Origin of the sequence: Flagellimonas taeanensis, assembly GCF_003584105.1 — a bacterium.
Taxonomy (GTDB): domain Bacteria; phylum Bacteroidota; class Bacteroidia; order Flavobacteriales; family Flavobacteriaceae; genus Flagellimonas; species Flagellimonas taeanensis.
Window position 1 is genome coordinate 367,689 of record NZ_QXFO01000027.1, and the last position, 21,622, is coordinate 389,310.

Sequence of the window (21,622 nt, forward strand, 5' to 3'; positions counted from 1 at the left end):
TAATTTGGATTGTTTTTTAGTTTAGGAGTATTTTGTGATGAGCCGTTACCATATTTTCATATCATTTGTGCTGATCTTCTACTTGGGAGTCGCACAAGAGCAACCCAAGGATTCTGTCCAAGTGGATTCACACTATCTTGAAGACCAGTTCTATATTGGCCTAGGGTATAATGTGCTGATGGGCAAACCTTCAGGGGTCGTGCAACGGAGTCTCTCCTATAACCTACAAGCGGGCTTTATCAAGGACATCCCCCTCAATCCCAGAAGAAATTTTGGTGTGGGGCTTGGTGTGGGCTATGCGGTCAACTCGTATTACTCCAATGTGATCGCTACGGATCAAGGCAATGATGTGCTCTATGAAGTCATGGATGAATCTGAGTTCAAGCGCAACAAGTTGGAGACGCACGCCATTGAAATACCGTTGGAGCTGAGATGGCGAACATCCACGGCAGAGGAATACAAGTTCTGGCGCATCTATGCAGGGGCCAAGTTGGGCTATGTTTTTTCAGGGAGGTCACGGTTGGTCATGGAGGATGGGAGTGAAGGGTTCAACAATAAGGACATCGAGCAGCTCCAGTATGGCCTCATCCTCAATTTTGGGTACAACACCTGGAACGTCCATGCCTATTATGGCCTTAATCCGATATTGAAAAATGGAACCGACCTGCAATCTGGAGAACCCATAGACTTTAAGGTACTTCGGATAGGGGTTATTTTCTACATCCTATAGCCAATACTTCAGAATGATCAATTGGGAACAGCACCCGATAAGAAAGCCAATCAACAGTTCGTTCCGGTTGTGTGATTTAAGATAGAGTCTCGAGGTGGCTACAAGTCCGGTGAGCAAAGTGAAAAAACTGATGGCCAAGGTAATGTTGGTCTCGAAATGGATGCTCAGCCCGATCATGAACATAAGTATACTGCCCATGCCCAAAAGGTGCATACTGGTCTTGAATTTGATGAAAAGCAAAAGGAGCGCCGTCCCAGTGGCCGTCAAAAGCCCTGTAAAAAAGTAAAAGAGCTCGTGTACGTAATTATTGGGGATTACCTTGTATAGGATCATCAAAAATATGATACAGCTGATATAGAGCGGGTATTTTCGTTCCTGTATGGTAGGTAGGAAAATGGAACTGATCACTCCTAAATTTTTCAAGATCAAAAAAAAGATGATGGGGATGATGACCGTAAGGATGAAAATAGGGACAATGTTCCCGCTTTGCATCTCCAAGGTACTGTACGGGGCCACAAAAAAATATAGAATAGTGCCCCCAATGGGAATGAACAACGGGTGAAAGATGTACGAGATGATGTTATAGAAATGGCGCATCAGATCTGCTTTCTTAGCCTGGCTACCGGAATGCCCAGTTGTTCCCTGTATTTGGCAACAGTACGCCTTGCAATGGGATAGCCCCGTTCCTTGAGGATCTTGGCCAATTTATCATCCGTCAACGGCTTCTTTTTCTGTTCGTCCCCGATCACGGTCTCCAATATCTTCTTGATCTCTTTGGTGGATACGTCCTCTCCCTGTTCGTTCTTCATGGCCTCGGAGAAAAAATCCTTGATGAGTTTGGTGCCATAAGGAGTGTCCACATATTTGCTGTTGGCCACGCGCGACACCGTAGACACATCCATATCGATTTTGTCCGCAATGTCCTTTAAGATCATGGGGCGCAGTTTTCGCTCATCACCGGTCAGGAAATATTCCTCTTGGTAGTCCATGATGGTGCTCATGGTCACGTACAGGGTTTGTTGCCGTTGTTTGATGGCATCGATGAACCATTTGGCTGCATCCAATTTCTGTTTGATGAACAGTACGGTATCCTTCTGGGATTTGCTCTTTTCCTTTGCGTTCTTATAGCCTTCGAGCATATTGCTGTACTCTTTGGAAACATGCAGTTCAGGGGCGTTCCGGCCATTGAGCGTAAGTTCCAGTTCCCCGTCCACGATTCTGATGGAAAAATCGGGGACAATGTGTTCGATGATCCGGGTACTGCCCGAATACGAACCACCTGGTTTGGGGTTCAATTTTTCTATCTCGGCAATGGCATCCTTCAACTGCTCCTCACTGATATGGTGCTTCTGGGCCAGTTTAGCGTAGTGCTTTTTGGTGAACTGGTCAAAGGATTTTTCTAGGATGTTGATGGCCAGTTCCACGGAAGGTTTTCGCTCTTTTCGTTTCAATTGAAGGATAAGACATTCGTCCAATGATCGTGCGGCGACACCTGGCGGATCTAGGTCTTGGACAATTTTCAATACGGACTCTATCTTGCCCTCATCAACATAGATGTTCTGCGTAAAGGCAAGATCGTCCATGATATCCGGAAGGGGCCGTCGTATGTAGCCGCTCTCATCCACGCTGCCCACCAAGAACTCGGCAATGGCCCATTCCTCATCGTCCAGATAGGCGGTGTTCAGCTGGTTGATCAAATATTGGTTGAAGGAAATTCCTGCGGCATAGGGCACGCTTTTTTCCTCATCGTCGGCACTGTAATTGTTGGCCTGCGTTCTGTAATCGGGAATCTCATCGTCACTCAGGTAGTCATCGATGTTGATTTCTTCGGTATCGATGGTCTCACTGTCCGAACTGTCGTCATAGGTATCCTCATAAACATCGTCCACAATGTCACTTTCCTCTTTCCCACTTTCAAGGGCAGGGTTCTCCTCCAGTTCTTGCTTCAGCCGTTGCTCAAATGCCTGTGTGGGCAATTGGATGAGCTTCATCAGCTGAATCTGCTGTGGGGACAGTTTCTGGGAAAGCTTAAATTGTAGATGTTGTTTCAGCATAGAGATTGGTTTACAATCGTCCTTCCAAAGTTATAAATTCAATTTAGAACTCCGCATTCTGGGGCGTTCTGGGGTAGGGGATCACGTCCCTGATGTTCCCCATTCCGGTGACAAACTGTACCATGCGTTCAAAGCCAAGGCCGAAACCGCTGTGTACCGCCGTACCAAAACGTCGAAGGTCCAAATACCACCAAAGCTCCTTATCATCAATACCTAGAGCCTTGATCTTCTGCTGGAGTACGTCCAATCGCTCTTCCCTTTGGGAACCTCCCACGATTTCGCCAATGCCGGGGAAAAGTACGTCCATGGCACGCACGGTCTTGCCATCCTCGTTCAAACGCATATAGAACGCTTTGATATTGGCTGGGTAATCGAAGAGAATCACAGGGCATTTAAAGTGTTTTTCCACCAAATAGCGCTCGTGCTCACTTTGAAGGTCGGCACCCCACTCGTCAATAAGGTACTGGAATTTTTTCTTCTTATTAGGGTTACTGTTCCTTAAAATATCGATGGCCTCGGTATAGGAAACCCGTTTGAAGTTGTTTTCCACCACAAATTTGAGCTTTTCCAGCAAGGTCATTTCCGAACGTTCGTTCTGTGGTTTGGTCTTTTCCTCATCGGAAAGTCGGCCTTCTAGAAATTCGAGGTCGTCCTTGCAGTGGTCCAAAACATATTGGATGATCCATTTGATGAAATCTTCGGCCAGGTCCATGTTGGCATCCAGATCGTTGAAGGCCACTTCAGGTTCTATCATCCAAAACTCGGCCAGGTGTCTAGAGGTGTTGGAGTTTTCTGCCCTGAAGGTAGGGCCGAACGTATACACTTTCCCTAGTGCCATGGCATAGGTTTCGGCCTCCAATTGCCCGGAGACGGTCAGGTTGGTCTCTTTTCCGAAGAAGTCCTCACCAAAATCCACTTCCCCGTTTTCATCCACAGGCGGTTTTTTCGCGTCCAAAGTGGAGACCCGGAACATTTCCCCGGCACCTTCGGCGTCAGACCCGGTGATGATGGGGGCATGCATATAGTAAAAGCCATTTTGTTGGAAATAGCTGTGTATGGCAAAAGACAGCGCAGAGCGGACCCGCATCACGGCGGAAAAGGTATTGGTACGCACCCTCAAGTGGGCCTTCTCCCTCAAAAACTCCAAAGAGTGTTTCTTGGGCTGTATGGGATAGGTCTCGGGGTCTGCGGTGCCATGCACAAAAATGGCAGTGGCCTGGATCTCCACGGTCTGTCCCTTTCCTTGGCTTTCCACCAAAGTCCCTGAAATTTTCAGGGCGGCCCCAGTGGTCACTTGCTTGAGCAATGCTTCGTCCGCACTTTCAAAATCCACAACACACTGCAGGTTGTGTATGGTAGAGCCATCGTTTAAGGCAATAAATCGGTTGCTCCTAAATGTTTTTACCCATCCATTTACTTCAACGGAATCTCCTACGGGTTGCTTCTTCAGCAATTCTTTTATGGAATAAGACTTCATTGTAAGGCTATCGTAATTTAGTCGGTAAAGATAGGTTTTTGATGAAAAATGAGGGCATGAAGCGGCTTAATTTATAGCCGTTTCTGGCACTATTTCTCCTTACCGTTGTCCTCGTCCTGGGGCAAAATATCGATCTGTGGCTTTTTGAGTACCTGTTTGTTGGCGATGTTTCTTTCCAGGGAAAGAAGCAGGGAGGGTAGCAGGATCAAATTGGACAACATGGCGAACAGCAGTGTGGCCGATACCAGTCCCCCCAAGGCCTTGGTGCCCCCAAAACTGGAGATGATGAAGACCGAAAACCCGAAAAAGAGGACGATGGAGGTGTAGAACATGCTCACCCCGGTCTCCCGCAGGGCAGCATACACCGATTTTTTGATTTGCCAACGGTTGGCGGCCAGTTCCTGCCGATATTTTGCCAGAAAATGGATAGTGTCGTCCACAGAAATACCAAAGGCGATGCTGAATACCAAGATGGTGGATGGTTTTATGGGAACGCCCAGATATCCCATGAGACCCGCTGTGATGACCAACGGCAAAAGGTTGGGCACCAATGAGATGACGACCATTCGGAACGAACGGAACAGATAGGCCATAAAAAGGGAGATCAGCCCAATGGCGAGGGCCAATGACAGCAACAGGTTCTTGACCAGGTATTTGGTTCCTTTTAGGAACAACAATGCCTTTCCGGTCATGAACACATTATACCGATTGTCCGGAAAAAATTTCGTAATGGACTGCTGCATTGTTTTTTCGATTTCCTCCATGCGGTCGATCTTGACATCCTGCATGTAGGTGGTCAGGCGTGCGGTCTGGCCGGTACTGTCCACAAAGCTCTGCAAAAGGTTGCCCTCGGAAGATGATTTCCGTGCCACGTCCATAATGAAGGTGTTCTCCTGGTTGGTGGGCAACTGGTAATATTTTGGAATGCCGTTGTAAAAGGCCTGCTTGGAATATTTGATCAGATCGACCACCGAAATGGGTCTGGAGAGTTCAGGAATCTCATTGATGACCGAACCCAATTGGTCCATCCGTTTGAGGGTGGCCGGTTTTATAATGCCATTTTTACGTTTGGAGTCCACCACGATCTCCATGGGCATGATCCCGTCAAATTCCTGTTCAAAAAATTGGATGTCATTGTAAAAATGGGTGTTCTTGGGAAGGTCCTCGATTCGGCTCCCGGTAATTCTCATTTGGTAAATGCCGACAATGCTGAGCACCAGAACGGCTACCGTGGTTATGTATACGGCAATCCTGTGGTCCCGGACCATCCGCTCCATCCAGTTCACGAAGAAGTCCATCCATTTCTTGTTCAGGTGCTTCAAATGTTTGGTCTTTGGAAGCGGCATAAAGCTGTATATGATGGGAATAATCAACAGGGAAAGGATAAAAATCCCCACAATGTTGATGGAGGCCACAATGCCAAACTCCCTCAAAAGGTCACTGTCCAAAATGATAAAAGTGGCAAAACCCGACGCCGTGGTGATGTTCGTCATCAAGGTGGCGTTCCCGATCTTGGAGATGACCCGCTGTAGGGAAAGGGCCTGGTTGCCGTGTTTGTTTACTTCTTGTTGGTATTTGTTGATGAGGAAAATACAGTTGGGGATGCCTATTACAATGATCAGAGGGGGAATCAATGCCGTTAGGATCGTCATTTCATATTTCAGGAGTCCGAGGATACCGAAGGCCCACATGACTCCGATGATGACCACGAACATGGATATGAAAGTGGCCCTGAAACTTCTGAAGAAAAAGAAAAAGATAATGGAAGTGACCAATAGGGCGGCCACGATAAAGATTCCGATTTCGTCCACGATGGACTTGGTGTTCCAGGTTCGGATGTAGGGCATTCCCGAAACACGGACATCCATCTGGGTCTCCTCCTCAAAACTTTTGACGAGATCGTCCAAGTCATTCAGGATAAATTCGTTCCTGACCGGAGTGTCCATAATGTCCTTGTCCAGATAGGCGATGGTCTGTATGGTCCCACTTTTGGGGTTATAGACCAGGTTATCGTAGAAAGGGAGTTCGGTGAACAAATGGTTCTTCAGCGAATCGATTTCAGCCTTGCTACTGGGTTTTTTCTTTAGGAAAGGTTCCATCACAAAGACCTGCTCGTCATTGTCCTTGACCAGCACCCGTAGGTTTTCCAAGGACACGACAAAGTCTATCTCGGGAAATGCCTCCAATTGTTTGCTCAGTTTGTTCCACCGATTGAAGTTTTTGGGTGTGAAAAGAGCGGTGTCCCTTATGGCCAAGACGATGGCATTGCCCTCTTCCCCGAATATTTTGGTAAAAGAGCGGTACTGTATGGTGGCCGGATGGTCATCGGGAAGGATGTTGGATTCTGTGTTGGAAAACCGGATGTTCTTCCACTGCAGTGCCAAAAAAACGGTAAAGCCTACAATCCCTAAAAGGATGAGTATCCTATTGCGGAGTATGATTCGGGAGACCTTGGGCCAAAATCCTTTCATGAGCTTGCTGCCATTTCGGTTTTGTTGGGCGCAAAGGTAAAAAATGATCGGCTGTGTTCCTAAGAAAGCAGCCGATCAAGGATAAAGTTTTAGACTTTCATGATTTCCGCTTCCTTCACGGAGAGGATGGAGTCCACTTTTTTGCTGTAGGAGTCGGTGAGTTCCTGGACGTCCACTTCAGCGTTCTTTAGCAGGTCTTCGGAGATTTCTAGGGCCTTGAGCTCTTTGTTGGCTTCCTGTCTGGCGCTTCGGATGCTTACTTTGGCGTCTTCTGCCTCGGCTTTTGCTTGCTTCACCAATTGTTTCCTGCGCTCCTCGGTCAATGGTGGCACATTGATGATGACCATTTCTCCATTGTTCATCGGGTTAAAACCGAGATTTGCGTTCATGATGGCATTTTCTATTTCCCCGATAAGGTTCTTTTCCCAAGGCTGCACCGAAATGGTTCTGGCATCGGGCGTGTTGATGTTTGACACCTGCGATAGAGGGGTCTGGGAGCCGTAATAGTCCACCATTACGGAAGATAGCATCACGGGACTGGCCTTTCCGGCACGGATTTTAATAAAGGCCTTTTCCAAGTGGGAAATACTGGCATCCATGCTCTCTTTAGCGCTATCAAGTACAAATTTTACTTCTTCGTCCATGCTCTTAAATTTTTATAACAATATCAAAAATGTGACCATTTAAACGTTGACCACCGTTCCAATGTTCTCTCCCGATACAATCTTCATCAAATTGCCCTTGGTGTTCATATCGAAGACCACGATGGGCAGTTCGTTTTCCTGACTTAGGGTAAAGGCGGTGGTGTCCATCACCTTCAACCCTTTTGAAAGTACCTCTTGGAAAGAAAGGGAGTCAAATTTGGTGGCATTTTTATCTTTTTCGGGATCGGAGGTGTAGATGCCGTCAACACGTGTTCCCTTGAGGATGACGTCCGCATTGATCTCGATGGCCCTTAGTACAGCAGCCGAATCTGTGGTGAAATATGGATTTCCGGTTCCACCCCCGAAAATCACGACCCTTCCTTTTTCCAAATGGCGAATGGCCCTTCTGCGGATAAAGGGTTCGGCCACTTCATTGATCTTGATGGCCGATTGCAAACGGGTCTGGATGCCTTTGAGTTCCAAGGCGCTCTGTAGGGCCAATCCATTGATCACGGTGGCCAACATACCCATGTGGTCGCCCTGCACGCGGTCCATTCCTTGGCTGGCACCGGCAAGGCCCCTAAAAATGTTACCACCGCCGATGACGATGGCCACTTCAATGCCCTTATCCACGACGGTCTTGATCTCATCTGCATATTCGGACAAACGGTCTCCGTCGATTCCGTATTGTTTTTTGCCCATCAAGGCCTCCCCACTCAGTTTTAATAAAATTCTCTTGTAATGCATCAAAGGTTTCTTGAAGTTCGGACAAAAATAATCAAAAAAAATTATGGCAAATCGGTGAAAATGGGAACACCTAGGATACGATCGGATAAAAATCCATACATTCTGTAACCTTTTTCAAAAACAACGGTATATCCTACAACAACCAAAAAACAATTCATTGCAAACACTGACCGACAATGTATTGATGCTGAAAGTGAAAAGTGGCGACTTGGACAAGTTGGGCCTGCTCTATGAACGGCATAAGAAAAAGCTCTTTGGGTTTTTCTATAATATGGGCAATAACCCTTCAATCAGCGAAGATCTAGTGCAAAATGTGTTCGTGAGGATCTTGAAGTACCGAAATTCCTTCACGGGTGAAGGTCCTTTTACGGCATGGATGTTCAGTATGGCCCGCAACGTGAATTATGATCATTATAAGAAGGTTTCGCATGAAAGTGTCTCCCGGAATGTATCGCCGGAACAAGTGGATAAGGGAACCGGGGATTATTTGAATGAGGCAATGGATCTGCAAGGGGATGCCCATTTGTTGAAAAAGGCACTGGGTCTTCTTCCGGCAGAGAAAAAGGAGATACTGCTTTTGAGTAAGTACAGGGAATTGAAGTTCCAAGAAATCGGTGACATTTTGGGCTGCAGTGAAGGAGCTGCCAAAGTGAGGGTTCACCGGGCATTGAAAGATTTGAAAACGATTTTTTTACAACTGGAAACAAGATGATGGACGAAAAGTTTGAAATATGGGCGATGGACTATATGTCCGGAAACCTTTCTGAAAAAGAGGCGAAGGGGTTTGAGGCATTTCTGGATGAGCGTATGGAGTATCGTGAAAAGTACGATGAATTGTTGAAAGCTTGGGAACTGTTGCAAACTATGCAAACTCCCGAACCTTCGGAGAAAATGGACAAGGCTTTTTTTGGCATGCTATCCTCCGAAATGGAAAGGGAGCAAGGAAAGGCACCCAAACAAAACGTTGTATCAATGCTTTCCGGGATTTTTAGGCCACAGTGGGTCATCGGTATTTTTCTGCTCTTGTTCGGATTGGGGGTAGGGTATTTTTTAAGGCCCGATGTGGAAACAATTCCAACACAAACCATTGCTGCCAACAACGAAACCGAAGAGGTACGCCAAAAGTTGGTACTGACCCTATTGGACCAGCCTTCGGCCAACCAACGATTGCAAGGAGTGAGTGAAGCCAATAAGTTTGAGAATGCAGACGATATTGTAATCAAGGCACTTTTAAAAACACTCAATAGTGACCCCAACGTTAATGTGAGGTTGGCAGCCATAGAATCCTTGACCAATTATGTGGACAAACCTGAGGTTAGACAAGGGTTGGTACAATCCATCCCGAACCAGGAGTCACCCATTTTGCAGATAACCTTGGCCAATTTGATGGTGGCCCTTCAAGAAAAAGCATCCATAGAACCCTTCAAGCAGTTGTTGAAGCAAAAACAGTTGGATACCACGGTCAAAAAACGAATAGAAAGGAGTATTGAATCCATCATATAGTTTATTTATCAATCTGCCCTTTGGGCACAAATCAAATTACGAACAGTCTAATTTTTAAAATGATGAAACGGTTATTTATTATGACGTGTCTTTCCTTGGGAGTGGGCATGTTGGGTGCCACGGCACAGAAAAAGGAGTTCAAGGAGGTCATCAAAAAAAGTGTTGCCCTTGCCAATGATGTCAACAACACTTTGGTTGTGAAAAACGTATTCGGTTCCGTGAATGTGGAAGGGTACAATGGAAACGAGGTGGTGCTGGAAGTGGAGCGCATCATCACGGCAAAAAATGCAGAGGACCTGGAATTGGGAAAAAAGGAACTGCAACTCCAAGTCATTGCGGAAAGCAATCGGGTCATTCTTCATCCCGATGCTCCCTACATCAAATTTGACAAAGACAAGTTGAGGTATAACTGGTGCAACAATAATGAAGATGTTCCCTATGAGCACAAGTTGAATTTTACCTTAAAGGTGCCGAACTCGGTCAAGATCAATGTGAGTACGATCAATGATGGGGATATTTTGGTCAAGAACACAAACGGGGAGTCCGTGGAAGCGGACAATATCAACGGGGGTATTTCCTTGAACAACATTTCAGGAAAGACCAAGGTGAGCTGTATCAATGGGAATGTGGATATTTCGTATGCCCAAAATCCCAAGGTGGCCTCTCGGTACTATGCCCTGAACGGGGACATCAATATTGCTTACCAGCAATCGCTTTCGGCCAATATCTCGTTCAAAAGCATGAACGGGGAAATGTTCACCGACTTTGACATCAACAAGCAATTTGTAAAGACCAGTAAAAATGAAGGTGATGGCGACAAGCCGAAATTCAAGTTTGAGTCTAGGCCGGTGGTCCAGATCGGTAGCGGTCAGGTGGAATTTGATTTTGAAACCTTGAACGGGAATGTATTCATCAAAAAAAATAACAAGTCATGAAGAAGATCAAAAGTATAATTGTTGTTGCCCTTGTGTTATTTACAGGCGTACTGTCCGCACAGGAAAAGGAAATAGATTTGTTTGCCATTCCCTTGAGTAATCCAGGGCAAGCAGGAAAATTGGAACTTAACCAAATTAGCGGGTCCATTTCTGTAACTGGTTACGAAGGAAAGGAGGTCATTGTTAAAGTTGCCGTAGCGGAGGATGGAAAATCATCCAATAAGGAAAAGAACGGCATGAAGCGTGTAGGCGGTTCTGGACTCAACATCAGTGCCGAGGAGAAGAACAATGTGGTGCGGATCAACAATGAAATGTGGAGTAATGAGACGGATTTTGACATCAAGGTGCCCTATAATTTCTCCTTGAAATTGAGCACGGTAAACAATGGGGATATTTCAGTGCTTGGTGTGTCCGGTGATTTGGAGATCAGCAATGTGAACGGGGGCATTTCCCTTCAAAATGTAGAAGGTGCCGTATCGGCGAATACGACCAATGGCCCGGTAAAAGTGGATTTCAAAAGGATGGGAAATATGACGGACATGGCTTTTAGCAGTTTCAATGGAAACGTTGAAGTGACCTTTCCCAATGCTATAAAGGCCAGTGTAAAGGCCAAATCGGATATGGGTGATGTTTACACCGATTTTGATATGGACATTTCGGAGAACAAACCGTTGGTTGACAAAAAGCAGACATCTGGCAGTTATAAGGTGAAGTTGGAACAATGGGTAAAGGGCAAGATCAATGGGGGAGGTCCCGAACTTTTGTTCAAGACCTTTAACGGTGACATCATGATCAAGTCAAAGTAATGAGGAAAAATCCAAGCATAAAAAAAGGCCCCATTTTATGGGGCCTTTTTTTATTTATATCGTTCGGGATTATCCCAAAGCTACTCTTTTGAAACCGGTTACAACCAAATTGGCGTCAACAGATTTTACATACTGGGCAACGCTTACTTTGCTGTCCTTGATGAAATCTTGGTTGACCAAGGTGTTGTCCTTAAAGAAACGGTTCAATTTACCTTTGGCGATGTTGTCCAACATTGCTTCTGGTTTTCCTTCTTGGCGCAATTGCTCCTTGGCGATCTCAATTTCCTTATCGATGATGGACTGATCTACACCTTCTTCGTTAAGGGCAACAGGGTTCATCGCAGCGGCTTGCATGGCTACATCCTTGGCAGCTTCGGCAGCACCATCAACATTGGCGGACAAACCTACCAATGTAGCGATCTTGTTTCCAGCGTGGATGTAAGATCCCACGAAAGGAGCACTCAATTTCTCGAAGCTTCCGATTTCGATTTTTTCACCGATCACACCAGTCTGCTCGGTCAATTTATCCGCAACGGTCATACCACTGAAAGGAGCGGCTAGAAAAGCTTCCTTGCTGTCAAAACCAAGTGCAAGATCGGCCAGGTCATTGGCCAAGGTCACAAAGCTTTCGTTTTTGGCAACGAAGTCGGTTTCGCAGTTCAATGAGATAACCACACCTTGGGTACTGTCGGCATTGACTTTTGCTATGGAAGCACCTTCAGAGGATTCCCTGTCAGCTCTGTTGGCGGCTACTTTCTGTCCTTTTTTGCGAAGGATCTCGATTGCTTTTTCAAAATCGCCTTCGGCCTCGACCAAAGCTTTTTTACAATCCATCATCCCAGCACCTGTGGTCTGTCTTAGTTTATTTACTTCTGCGGCGGTAATCTGTGCCATTTTTCTATGCTTTTTAAAAATTTATGTAAAGTAAAACACTATTAAAGTGTTTTGTTTTAGGGCAATGTTAAATCAAGGTTGGTTTATTCAACGCCTCCCTTAACACTGTCTTGCCATTCTTTCAATTCGTCCCACTTTCCTTCAGCGGCCATTTTGGCTTGCTTTGGCCAAGAAGTTGGATCCAAATGGGCCATGGTAGAGCTGGCATCGGTCAAGATTTCCTTGATGTCCTCAGCAGATGTTTCTGAAAGTTTGGCGAAGGTGGATACCCCAGCTTCAACCAATGCTTCGGCTGCCTTTGGGCCAATGCCTTCAACCTTGGTCAAATCATCGACTTTTGCTTTTTCAGCTTTTACAGGTTTCACTTCTTTGGCAACTGCTTTTCCTTTTTTGGAAGGTTTTGCATCATCCTCGTCATCCACGTCGATAGCAATAGCTTTTTGTGTTACTTCTTCTTCCTCGTCTTCGTCTTTGTCGTTGCCCTTGTCATTTTTGCGCTCGGCCAAACCTTCGGCTACTGCTTTGGTCACTTCTTCCAAAATGGCCTCGATGGATTTTCCGGCGTCATCATTGGCAGGGATAACGAAGTCGATGGGTCTTGGATCGGAGTTGGTATCGACCATCGCGAAAATAGGGATGTTCAATTTCAACGCTTCCTTAACGGCAATGTGCTCACGCATGGTGTCCACAATGAAAAGTGCACCTGGCAAACGGGTCATGTCGGCAATGGAGCCCAAGTTTTTGTCCAACTTGGCACGCAAACGATCCACTTGCAATCTTTCTTTTTTGGAAAGGGTGTCAAAGGTCCCGTCTTTTTTCATACGGTCGATAGCTGCCATTTTCTTCACGGCCTTACGGATGGTGACAAAGTTGGTCAACATACCACCGGGCCATCTTTCGGTGATGTAGGGCATGTTCACTTTGGATACCTTGTCGGCAACAATGTCCTTCGCTTGTTTTTTGGTGGCCACAAAAAGGATTTTTCGTCCAGAGGCCGCAATTTTCTTAAGGGCCTCGTTGGCTTCCTCAAGTTTTGCTACAGTTTTGTAGAGATTGATGACATGGATACCGTTTCGCTCCATGTAGATGTAGGGAGCCATGTTGGGATTCCACTTTCGTGTTAGGTGTCCAAAATGCACACCTGCTTCCAGTAAGTCTTTTACTTCAATTTTACTTGCCATTTTTTTGTACTTAGTTTACGTTCCGTTGTAGTAGCAATGCATTGGTGGTCACTTTTAGGTTCGCCCAACCCATTTAGATGCTAAACTAAACTCCAAAAAGTCGATTCTTTTTTTCCTTTTGGAACAACGACAACTTGGTTAAAAATTTAACCCTGAAATATAGGTTCCAGGGTTTTCAATGAACTTATATAGAGGTGCAAAGGCACCGCAATATTAACGTTTGGAGAATTGGAATTTCTTACGGGCTTTCTTCTGTCCAAATTTCTTTCTCTCCACCATTCTTGGATCCCTTGTCAAAAGGCCTTCTGGCTTCAATACTTCCCTGTTCTCTGCGTTGATCTCGCACATGGCTCTTGACAATGCCAAACGCACAGCTTCTGCCTGTCCGGTGATCCCACCGCCATATACATTGATCTTTACATCGTAGTTACCTTCGGTGTCGGTAAGGGTGAAAGGTTGTTTTACTTTGTACTGCAGGGTGGCAGTGCTAAAGTAATCGTTAAGGTCCCTTTTGTTCACGGTTATGTTTCCAGAACCTTCGGAGACATATACTCTGGCCACCGCGGTCTTTCTTCTTCCTATCTTATGAACCACTTCCATTTATTTGTAGTCGTTTAAGTTTATTGCCTTTGGTTTTTGTGCTTCCTGCCCGTGTTCGGTACCAACATAAACCTTTAGGTTTCTGTAGATTTCCGCACCAAGTTTGTTCTTTGGCAACATTCCCTTCACGGAATTTTCGATAATGCGCTCAGGATGTTTCTTCAATACTTCTTTTGCGGAAGCGGAACGCTGTCCACCGGGATACCCGGTATATCTCAAATACACTTTGTCATCCCATTTGTTGCCGGTAAGGTTGATCTTTTCGGCGTTGATGACTATTACATTGTCCCCACAATCCACATGGGGAGTAAAGTTGGTCTTGTATTTCCCCCTAAGCAATTTGGCCACTTTTGATGCCAATCTTCCCAAGTTTTGCCCCTCTGCATCAACCAATAACCATTGCTTGTCAACGGTAGATTTATTGGCGGAAATAGTCTTATAACTTAATGTGTCCACTTCTAGAATATTATTGATTTAAATACCTATCCCGATAAACGGGCTGCAAATGTACAATTATTAGATTGAATTACAAACGGTTGATTGGGAATATTTTTTTGCCTTTTTTCATTTTTTCTTCCTCGGTTCAAAAAAATTGCTAGCATGATGTTTTGAATGTTAAAAAAAACTTAAAAAACAAGGGTGCTGTAACTAACCTATTTTGACGTGGTCTTTAGGGTAATCAATCAATCCAAAAACGAACAGGTGAAAAATGCGCTGCTTTTTATTTTGCTTCTAACCTCTATTGTTGAACTCAAAGCCCAGGATACTACCAATGTGGTCCCCAAGAAAATTTATGTGACCAAGGGTCTGGGCAGTGAAACCCCACCTACCATTGACGGTCTTTTGGATGATCCTGCTTGGAATCTTGTGGAATGGGGGGATGACTTTATTGAACAGCGACCCGATGAGAACACTCCCCCTGGGCAACAGACGGCTTTTAAGATAGTGTATGGCGAAAAGTCCCTCTACATTGGTATCCGATGTTTTGATACCGAACCCGATAAAATCGTCAAGCGGTTATCGAGGCGGGATGGCTTTGAGGGCGATTGGATCGGGGTGTTCATCGACAGTTACCACGACCAAAGGACCGCTTTTGGTTTCATAGTGACGGCTGCAGGGGTGAAAGGGGACGTGTTTGAATCCAACAACGGGGCCAACGAGGATGATAGCTGGAACCCGATCTGGTACGTGAAGACCCATACCGATGGTGAGGGGTGGACGGCCGAGATGCGGATTCCTCTCAGCCAGATCAAGTTTGGGAACGAGGAGGACCAAGTGTGGGGGCTCCAGTTCATGAGACGCTATTTTAGAAATGAGGAACGGTCCGTTTGGCAGCGCCTGCCCAGGGATGTGGCCGGATTCGTCAGCGAGTTTGGCGAACTGCACGGCCTGAAGAACATACAGCCCCAAAAGCAGTTGGAGATACAGCCCTACACTGTGGCCCGGATGGAAACTTACGAGGCGGAGGAAGGAAATCCTTTTAAGGATGGCAAAGACAGTGATATTACAGGAGGACTGGATGCCAAGATAGGGATTACCAACGACCTTACCCTGGACCTGACCGTGAACCCCGACTTTGGCCAAGTGGACGCAGACCCTTCGGCCATTGCATTGGATGGTTTCCAAATATTCTTTCAGGAAAGACGACCTTTCTTTGTGGAGAACAAAAACATCTTTGACTTTAGCGTTTCGCAATCGGAGGCGGGCAATACCTTTGGTTCCGATAATGTTTTTTATTCCAGACGGATCGGAAGAAGCCCACAGGGTTATCCCAGCACCATGGATGGCGAATTTGTGGACCAACCCGACAATACACCGATCATAGGTGCGGCAAAATTCAGCGGAAAGACGAAGAATGGTTGGGCCATTGGGGTCTTGGAAAGTGTGACCGCACGGAGGCAGGCCACCATCGTCGATGAAAATGGCAATCGGAGGGAAGAGACCGTGGAACCCCTGACCAATTATTTTGTGGGCAGATTGCAGAAGGATTTCAACAACCGAAATTCCTATGTCGGTGGAATTTTTACCTCGACCAATAGGGAAGATCTGCCCCAAGAACTCGACTTTTTACACCAATCCGCATATACCGGTGCCCTTGATTTCAAGCACCAGTGGAACAATAGGGACTGGTATGTGGAAGGCGACATCATCCTGAGCCATGTGGCCGGGAGCAAGCAGGCCATCCAAGACACCCAACGGTCCATTGCGCACTTGTTCCATAGGGTGGACGCCGACCATGTTTCCGTGGATACCACCAGAACCTCTTTGACGGGTAGCGGGGGCAATGTCCAGATCGGTAAATTGGGAAAGGGCCATTGGCGGTTCGAGTCGGGTGGTACGTGGCGGTCCCCGGAACTGGAGCTGAACGATATTGGGTTCCAACGGCAGGCGGACGATATCCGGCATTACACATGGGTAGGGTACCAGACCCTGAAACCCGACAGTACGTTCAGGCAGGTGGGCATCAACTACAACCATTGGACGGCCTGGGACTTTGGAGGCAACCATAATTATATGCAGTTCAACACCAACAGTTGGCAGAACTGGAAAAACAATTGGCAAACCAACCTTGGGTTGAATTATGCAGTAGTCGATTATTCCAATTTTGCACTCCGGGGCGGGCCAAGGTTAAGACAGACGCCATGGTTCAGTTTTTGGAACAGCATCAATACGGATAATAGAAAAAAAATCAGGTTCTCCATTTTCCATGAGGGGAGAAAGGCGGTTGATAATTCTGTAAAGTCCTACTATATTGAAGGTGGCTTTGTATACCAGCCCATCAACGCATTGCGGATTTCCGCTTTCCCATCGCTGGGCATCAATCATGATAAATTACAGTTCATTGATAATTTTGATGACATAGGTGGTTCCCCGAGATATCTGAACGGAGAGATAGACCAACGCACCCTGAGCATGTCCATTCGGTTGAACTATACCATCAACCCCAACCTCACCATCCAGTATTGGGGCCAGCCCTTCATTTCAAGGGGGAGGTATTCCAACTTTAAGCATGTCACCGATGCCACGGCCAAGCGGTTTGAGGACAGGTTTGTGCAGTATGGGGTCAATCAGACCACTCTAAGTGATGGCGTGTATGCCATTGATGAAGATTTGGACAATGTTGCAGACTTCAGCTTTGACAACCCTGATTTCTCCTTCGTGCAGTTCCGTTCCAATTTGGTGGTCCGATGGGAGTACATTCCCGGTTCCGAGATATTCTTGGTCTGGTCGCAGGATGTGTCCCGAAGTGGCGACCCTACGGATGGACTGTTGCCCAGTCTGGGAGACAATATTTTTGGACAGAAGCCCCAGAATATCTTTTTGTTGAAGGCTACGTATCGGTTTGTGCTGTAGGGATGCTACAGGTTAAAAATTTTCATGGCTGCTGAGCGGAGTCGAAGCATCCATGTGGAATTCAAAGGATCTACACGTCAACCTGAACTCGTTTCAGGTTCTCACTGATAATGGGCTGCTGAGCGGAGTCGAAGCATTATGGTCATGCAACCATTATTTTCCGAATCGCTTTTACACAGGCCTCATTGGCTTCAGCGTCACCTATGGTGATGCGCACCTTGCCGGGGGCACCAAATTGCGAAACGGGTCGCACCATAATACCCTCTTCCATCATCCGATCTGTGAATTCCATTTCGAGTAAGGGCGGGTCGATGATAAAAAAGTTGGCTTGGCTAGGCCAGTATTTGATGCCGATGTTGTCAAATTCTTGGGCAAGATATGTTCTGCCATCGAGAACCGTCTGCACCGTTTTTTCAATAAACTCCGAATCGTTCAAGGCCCCGATGCCTGCCTCGATGGAAGTCAAGGGTAGCAAAAAGGGCTTTTGGATCAACCGGATATAGTTGGCAATGGTTGGGGTAGTGTAGGCATAGCCGATACGCTGTCCCGCTAAACCATAGGTTTTGGAAAAGCTGTTCAGGCCAAGCATATTGTGTCCCGCCAAAACATAGGGTAGGGCGGTTACATAATCCTTCGCATCCGCAAAGTGGCGGTACACTTCATCAAAAACGATAAGGATGTTCTTGGGGACCATTTCCAAAAAGTCGTCCAACACGGGTTTGGGAATATAGGTGCCCGTTGGGTTGTTCGGACTGGTGAGGAAAATGACCTTGGTCCGCTCCGTGATGGCGTTCAAAATCCCTGCCACGTCCAAATCGTAGTTGGGGGAAAGCAAAGGGACATCGATGGTTTTGGCGCCGTACCATCTGGAAAAAACGGAATAGGGCAAAAAGCAAGGGTTGGAATAGATGACCTCGTCCCCTTCATTGATAAAGGCCCTCAAGATAATATCAATGATTTCCGAACCACTGTTGCCACAAAGAAATTGGTCGGTGCTTAATATTCCGTCAAAATCCTCGACCAAAGCTTCCCGAAGGCGGATGTCGGTTTGATCGGGGTAGATATCGATATGCTCCAAGGCCGCTTTTATGGCCGCAACCGCTTTGGGTGATGCGCCCAACGGATTTTCGTTGGAGGACAGCTTATAGATTTTTTTATCGGAAGGTGGAATGTTCTTTCCGCCTTTATACACCTCTTTGGGCTCCAAATGGGCCTTAAAGATGGATTCGATGTTTTTTTTCATATCAGTATTTCGATTTTGATGAGGGAGGTGTGTAAATTTTAATGCTTTATTTTCTTTTTTCTTCTTCTTCTTTTTTCATGGCTCTTCTATCATAACTTTGATAATAAAGGCTATTGACATCGGGGTAATCTTTAGATATCACCAAATCGATTTTTGATTTTCGACAATTATCTATTGTACCGCATGGTAAACTGTCTTTGTGTAATCTAGTCCTAAATTTGAAACTACCTTTTAGGTAGATGTATTTAATATATAAATCAACATAAGAATCAGATATAGGAAATATATTCTCTATCTCACCTTGAATTTTAATTCCTTTCTTTAATAAGTGTTCAACTTCAAGTGGATTTTTGGTTATTAAGATTTTGGAATTATTTGGGTTAGTAATCTCGTATTCAACGGGATAAAACCTGTATTTTATTGCCTTAGCATTTCGGACATATTTAGGCCAACCAGAGTCATCCGGATCGCTTGTATCATAAAGCTTGCCATCTGCATAGAATTTGAAATCAATATATCCATGTCTTGAGGAGTATTTAAAATCAGTTACCCTACCAATAGTCATTTTTTTGTTTGAATTCAAAGAAATTTCATCTTTCCAAGAATTATAAAACCCTATAACTATTACCACACAAAGAAGGGATAAAATGATGGCCCCTTTTTTATTTTTCTGTTTCTCCTCAGCAGTCATTGGGTTATTATCGTCTTCAACTCGTTAATCATTTATTTTTAACTTGATAACCTATCCCCAAATAACAAATACGCCATGGCCTTTTCCGTATCCCCAGCTTCCAAAAGCTGCTGGGCCAAGGTATGGAGTTCCTTTTTAGACAGATTTTCCGCTCCATCCGCTTTTACCATTTTTTCAACTTCGGATGCAGAGGGCAGACTTTCCACATTGCCCAGTCGTCCCAGATTGTTTCCGGTAAGCACTTCGCTTTCCCGAATGCCTTTTGGCAAGGCGTCCACCCCAATGCCGTGGGTGCGGAGTGGTTTCGGGATTTCAAACAACGAATCCTTGATGGCCCGGATGTACCAATTACCCCCCATACGGCCCACGAGGTCCAATTTTTCGGTGTCCAAAATGCCATCGGTAAAATAGGCATCGTCTACGTGGATAAGTTCCACTTTGGCTATGATCAAGTTTCCGGCTCCTGGGGTTTGGGCCAGTTCAATGACCTCTTGCACCGTACACTCAAAAGAAACAGGGGATTCCGCCACGCGGGGTGGTCGTACCTTTTCACTGGGCACTTCGGTAAATCCCGCCTTTTGAAATTCGTTCACCCCTTTGGCATAGGCCGTGCTCGAAAGCGACATCTGTTCCGCCATGTTGTGGTTCACAATATTGATGACCACTTCGGGGACTTCCAATACATTTTCGTGGGTATGTTTCAAGGAATTGTCCCTACCACTTCGGGAAGGTGAAAAGATCATGATGGGCGGATTGGAACTGAACACATTGAAAAAACTGAACGGGCTCAGGTTCACGTTCCCATCTTTGTCGATGGTACTGGCAAAGCAGATAGGCCTGGGTGCTACTGCAGTGAGCAGAATGCTGTGCAGTTCGGGTTGACTTACTTGGGTTGGGTCTACGGTTTTGATCATGGTTTTAAGTTTCTTGTCATATCGAGTGCAGTCGATGTCGTAATTCAACAAGGTGGCTGAGCGAAGTCGAAGCCACTATTTGATATTCGGTAGCTTCGACTCCGCTCAGCTACCTAATTATTTCGCGGGGAGAACCTTCGTGGAAACTTCCCCAAATCCAACCCTAATATCGCCATTTTGGGCGAAACCGCGAAGGGTTACCGTATCCCCATCGTTAATGAATTTTCGTTCAGAACCGTCTTTCATCTTCAGGGGTTTGGTACCCATCCAGGCCAGCTCCAGCATGGAACCGAAGGAATTGTCTTCCTTGCCAGAAATGGTTCCTGAAGCCATCATGTCGCCCACATGGATATTGCAGCCATTCACGGTGTGGTGCGCCAACTGTTGTGCCATGTTCCAGTACATATGCTTGAAATTACTATGGCAAACGGTGGTTTCTTCACTCCCTTCGGGGGTGATGCCCACTTCCAGGTTGATGTCGTAGTTTTTGTCGCCTTCATAAGCCAAATACGGCAATACTTTTGGCTCTTGTGTTGGACCTGCCACTTGAAAGGGTTTCAAAGCCTCCAAGGTCACCACCCAAGGCGAAATGGAAGAAGCGAAATTCTTGGCCAAAAAAGGTCCAAGCGGCACATATTCCCATTTTTGGATGTCCCGGGCGGACCAATCGTTGAACAAGACCAATCCAAAAATGTAATCCTCGGCATCCTCAGTGGAGATGGAATCACCCAATTGGGTATCCTTGCCGCAGATAAAGCCCATTTCCAGTTCAAAATCCAATCGCTGTGTTGGGCCAAATACCGGGGCATCCGCATTGTTGGGCAAGGTCTGGCCTTTGGGTCGATGGATGGGCTGTCCGCTCACAATAATGGAACTCGCCCTACCATGGTAGCCTACGGGAATATGCTTCCAGTTGGGCAAAAGGGCATTTTCAGGATTGCGGAACATTTTTCCCACATTGGTGGCGTGTTCTATACTGGAGTAAAAATCCGTATAGTCCCCCACTGAAACGGGCATGTGCATTTGGGCCTCGGACTGTTTTACAAAAAGTTCCGGTTTTCCAGCCAATGGGGATTGATCGTCCTTTAGCCAATATTGGATTTTTTTTCGGACCCGATTGGTAATCTCCTTCCCGAGGGAAATAAAATCATTGAGCGTGTCCTTTTCCAATACAGCGGTGTTGAATTCAAATACATCCAGTTCCGCCACGGCGGCCAAGTCGAGAATGTGTTCCCCAACGGCCACGCCTAGACGCGGGCTTCTGTCTTCGGTGGAAAAAATCCCAAAGGGAATGTTATGGATTGAAAAATCTGAGTTTTCAGGGATGTTTATGATCATGAATGCGTTTTTATGTCATTCCCGTGAAAACGGGAATCTT

General features: G+C 46.0%; 20 protein-coding genes. 6 read left to right on the forward strand and 14 right to left on the reverse strand.

The features are described from left to right. Window positions 1–37: 37 nt before the first annotated feature. The gene (locus tag D2V93_RS16885; RefSeq protein WP_119620235.1) at window positions 38–730 is read left to right on the forward strand and encodes a porin family protein; all 693 of its coding nucleotides are present in this window, start codon (window positions 38–40) and stop codon (window positions 728–730) included. On the opposite strand, the gene D2V93_RS16890 is transcribed toward D2V93_RS16885, so the two are convergent. The 6 genes from D2V93_RS16890 to pyrH all read right to left on the reverse strand — a co-directional run bounded on the left by D2V93_RS16890 (window position 725) and on the right by pyrH (window position 8,123). Next, the gene (locus tag D2V93_RS16890) at window positions 725–1,327 is read right to left on the reverse strand and encodes a hypothetical protein (protein ID WP_072878123.1); all 603 of its coding nucleotides are present in this window, start codon (window positions 1,325–1,327) and stop codon (window positions 725–727) included. The genes D2V93_RS16885 and D2V93_RS16890 overlap by 6 nt on opposite strands. Beyond that, entirely contained in the window at window positions 1,327–2,784 is a 1,458-nt protein-coding gene (gene rpoN / locus D2V93_RS16895) for an RNA polymerase factor sigma-54 (RefSeq protein ID WP_072878125.1), read from the reverse strand. Before rpoN ends, D2V93_RS16890 begins: the two co-directional genes overlap by 1 nt. A 43-nt stretch (window positions 2,785–2,827) precedes the next feature. Further along, window positions 2,828–4,261 (reverse strand): asparagine--tRNA ligase, encoded by a 1,434-nt coding sequence (asnS, locus tag D2V93_RS16900; RefSeq protein ID WP_119620236.1) that lies wholly within the window; start codon window positions 4,259–4,261, stop codon window positions 2,828–2,830. Between the two features lie 89 nt (window positions 4,262–4,350). Further along, on the reverse strand, window positions 4,351–6,732 hold the full coding sequence (locus D2V93_RS16905; protein WP_119620237.1) for an efflux RND transporter permease subunit: 2,382 nt from the start codon (window positions 6,730–6,732) through the stop codon (window positions 4,351–4,353). Between the two features lie 89 nt (window positions 6,733–6,821). Continuing rightward, window positions 6,822–7,376 carry a ribosome recycling factor gene (frr, locus tag D2V93_RS16910; protein WP_072878131.1) on the reverse strand — a complete coding sequence of 185 codons (555 nt, stop codon included), beginning with the start codon at window positions 7,374–7,376 and terminating at the stop codon, window positions 6,822–6,824. A gap of 39 nt (window positions 7,377–7,415) precedes the next feature. Further along, entirely contained in the window at window positions 7,416–8,123 is a 708-nt protein-coding gene (gene pyrH / locus D2V93_RS16915; protein WP_072878133.1) for a UMP kinase, read from the reverse strand. A gap of 157 nt (window positions 8,124–8,280) precedes the next feature. Here pyrH and D2V93_RS16920 point away from each other — a divergent pair, with 157 nt between their 5' ends. The 4 genes from D2V93_RS16920 (at window position 8,281) to D2V93_RS16935 (ending at window position 11,367) form a co-directional block, all read left to right on the forward strand. Beyond that, window positions 8,281–8,835 (forward strand): RNA polymerase sigma factor, encoded by a 555-nt coding sequence (locus tag D2V93_RS16920; RefSeq protein ID WP_119620238.1) that lies wholly within the window; start codon window positions 8,281–8,283, stop codon window positions 8,833–8,835. Beyond that, a complete protein-coding gene (locus D2V93_RS16925; RefSeq protein WP_119620239.1) occupies window positions 8,832–9,626 on the forward strand; it encodes a HEAT repeat domain-containing protein in 795 nt (264 codons plus the stop codon). Before D2V93_RS16920 ends, D2V93_RS16925 begins: the two co-directional genes overlap by 4 nt. 80 nt (window positions 9,627–9,706) lie before the next feature. Further along, entirely contained in the window at window positions 9,707–10,561 is an 855-nt protein-coding gene (locus tag D2V93_RS16930) for a DUF4097 family beta strand repeat-containing protein (protein ID WP_119620240.1), read from the forward strand. Next, on the forward strand, window positions 10,558–11,367 hold the full coding sequence (locus D2V93_RS16935; protein WP_119620241.1) for a DUF4097 family beta strand repeat-containing protein: 810 nt from the start codon (window positions 10,558–10,560) through the stop codon (window positions 11,365–11,367). The genes D2V93_RS16930 and D2V93_RS16935 overlap by 4 nt, the downstream gene beginning before the upstream one ends. A gap of 69 nt (window positions 11,368–11,436) precedes the next feature. Here D2V93_RS16935 and tsf read toward each other — a convergent pair whose 3' ends face one another. The 4 genes from tsf to rplM all read right to left on the reverse strand — a co-directional run bounded on the left by tsf (window position 11,437) and on the right by rplM (window position 14,498). After that, entirely contained in the window at window positions 11,437–12,261 is an 825-nt protein-coding gene (tsf, locus tag D2V93_RS16940; protein ID WP_119620242.1) for a translation elongation factor Ts, read from the reverse strand. Between the two features lie 83 nt (window positions 12,262–12,344). Continuing rightward, the gene (rpsB, locus tag D2V93_RS16945; RefSeq protein WP_119620243.1) at window positions 12,345–13,442 is read right to left on the reverse strand and encodes a 30S ribosomal protein S2; all 1,098 of its coding nucleotides are present in this window, start codon (window positions 13,440–13,442) and stop codon (window positions 12,345–12,347) included. 213 nt (window positions 13,443–13,655) lie between these two features. Then, window positions 13,656–14,042 (reverse strand): 30S ribosomal protein S9, encoded by a 387-nt coding sequence (gene rpsI, locus D2V93_RS16950; RefSeq protein ID WP_072878145.1) that lies wholly within the window; start codon window positions 14,040–14,042, stop codon window positions 13,656–13,658. Then, on the reverse strand, window positions 14,043–14,498 hold the full coding sequence (gene rplM, locus D2V93_RS16955; RefSeq protein WP_072878147.1) for a 50S ribosomal protein L13: 456 nt from the start codon (window positions 14,496–14,498) through the stop codon (window positions 14,043–14,045). A gap of 246 nt (window positions 14,499–14,744) precedes the next feature. Here rplM and D2V93_RS16960 point away from each other — a divergent pair, with 246 nt between their 5' ends. Then, window positions 14,745–17,396 carry a DUF5916 domain-containing protein gene (locus D2V93_RS16960; RefSeq protein WP_119620315.1) on the forward strand — a complete coding sequence of 884 codons (2,652 nt, stop codon included), beginning with the start codon at window positions 14,745–14,747 and terminating at the stop codon, window positions 17,394–17,396. A 142-nt stretch (window positions 17,397–17,538) separates the two neighbouring features. Here D2V93_RS16960 and D2V93_RS16965 read toward each other — a convergent pair whose 3' ends face one another. From D2V93_RS16965 to fahA, 4 genes are all read right to left on the reverse strand, one after another. Beyond that, a complete protein-coding gene (locus D2V93_RS16965) occupies window positions 17,539–18,639 on the reverse strand; it encodes a pyridoxal phosphate-dependent aminotransferase (protein WP_119620244.1) in 1,101 nt (366 codons plus the stop codon). Window positions 18,640–18,685: 46 nt separating this feature from the next. Further along, window positions 18,686–19,330 (reverse strand): hypothetical protein, encoded by a 645-nt coding sequence (locus tag D2V93_RS16970; RefSeq protein ID WP_119620245.1) that lies wholly within the window; start codon window positions 19,328–19,330, stop codon window positions 18,686–18,688. Window positions 19,331–19,368: 38 nt separating this feature from the next. Continuing rightward, window positions 19,369–20,244 (reverse strand): flavin reductase family protein, encoded by an 876-nt coding sequence (locus D2V93_RS16975; protein WP_119620246.1) that lies wholly within the window; start codon window positions 20,242–20,244, stop codon window positions 19,369–19,371. A 117-nt stretch (window positions 20,245–20,361) separates the two neighbouring features. Beyond that, window positions 20,362–21,582, reverse strand: coding sequence for a fumarylacetoacetase (gene fahA, locus D2V93_RS16980; protein ID WP_119620247.1), 1,221 nt, complete (start codon window positions 21,580–21,582; stop codon window positions 20,362–20,364). Between the last annotated feature and the right edge of the window lie 40 nt (window positions 21,583–21,622).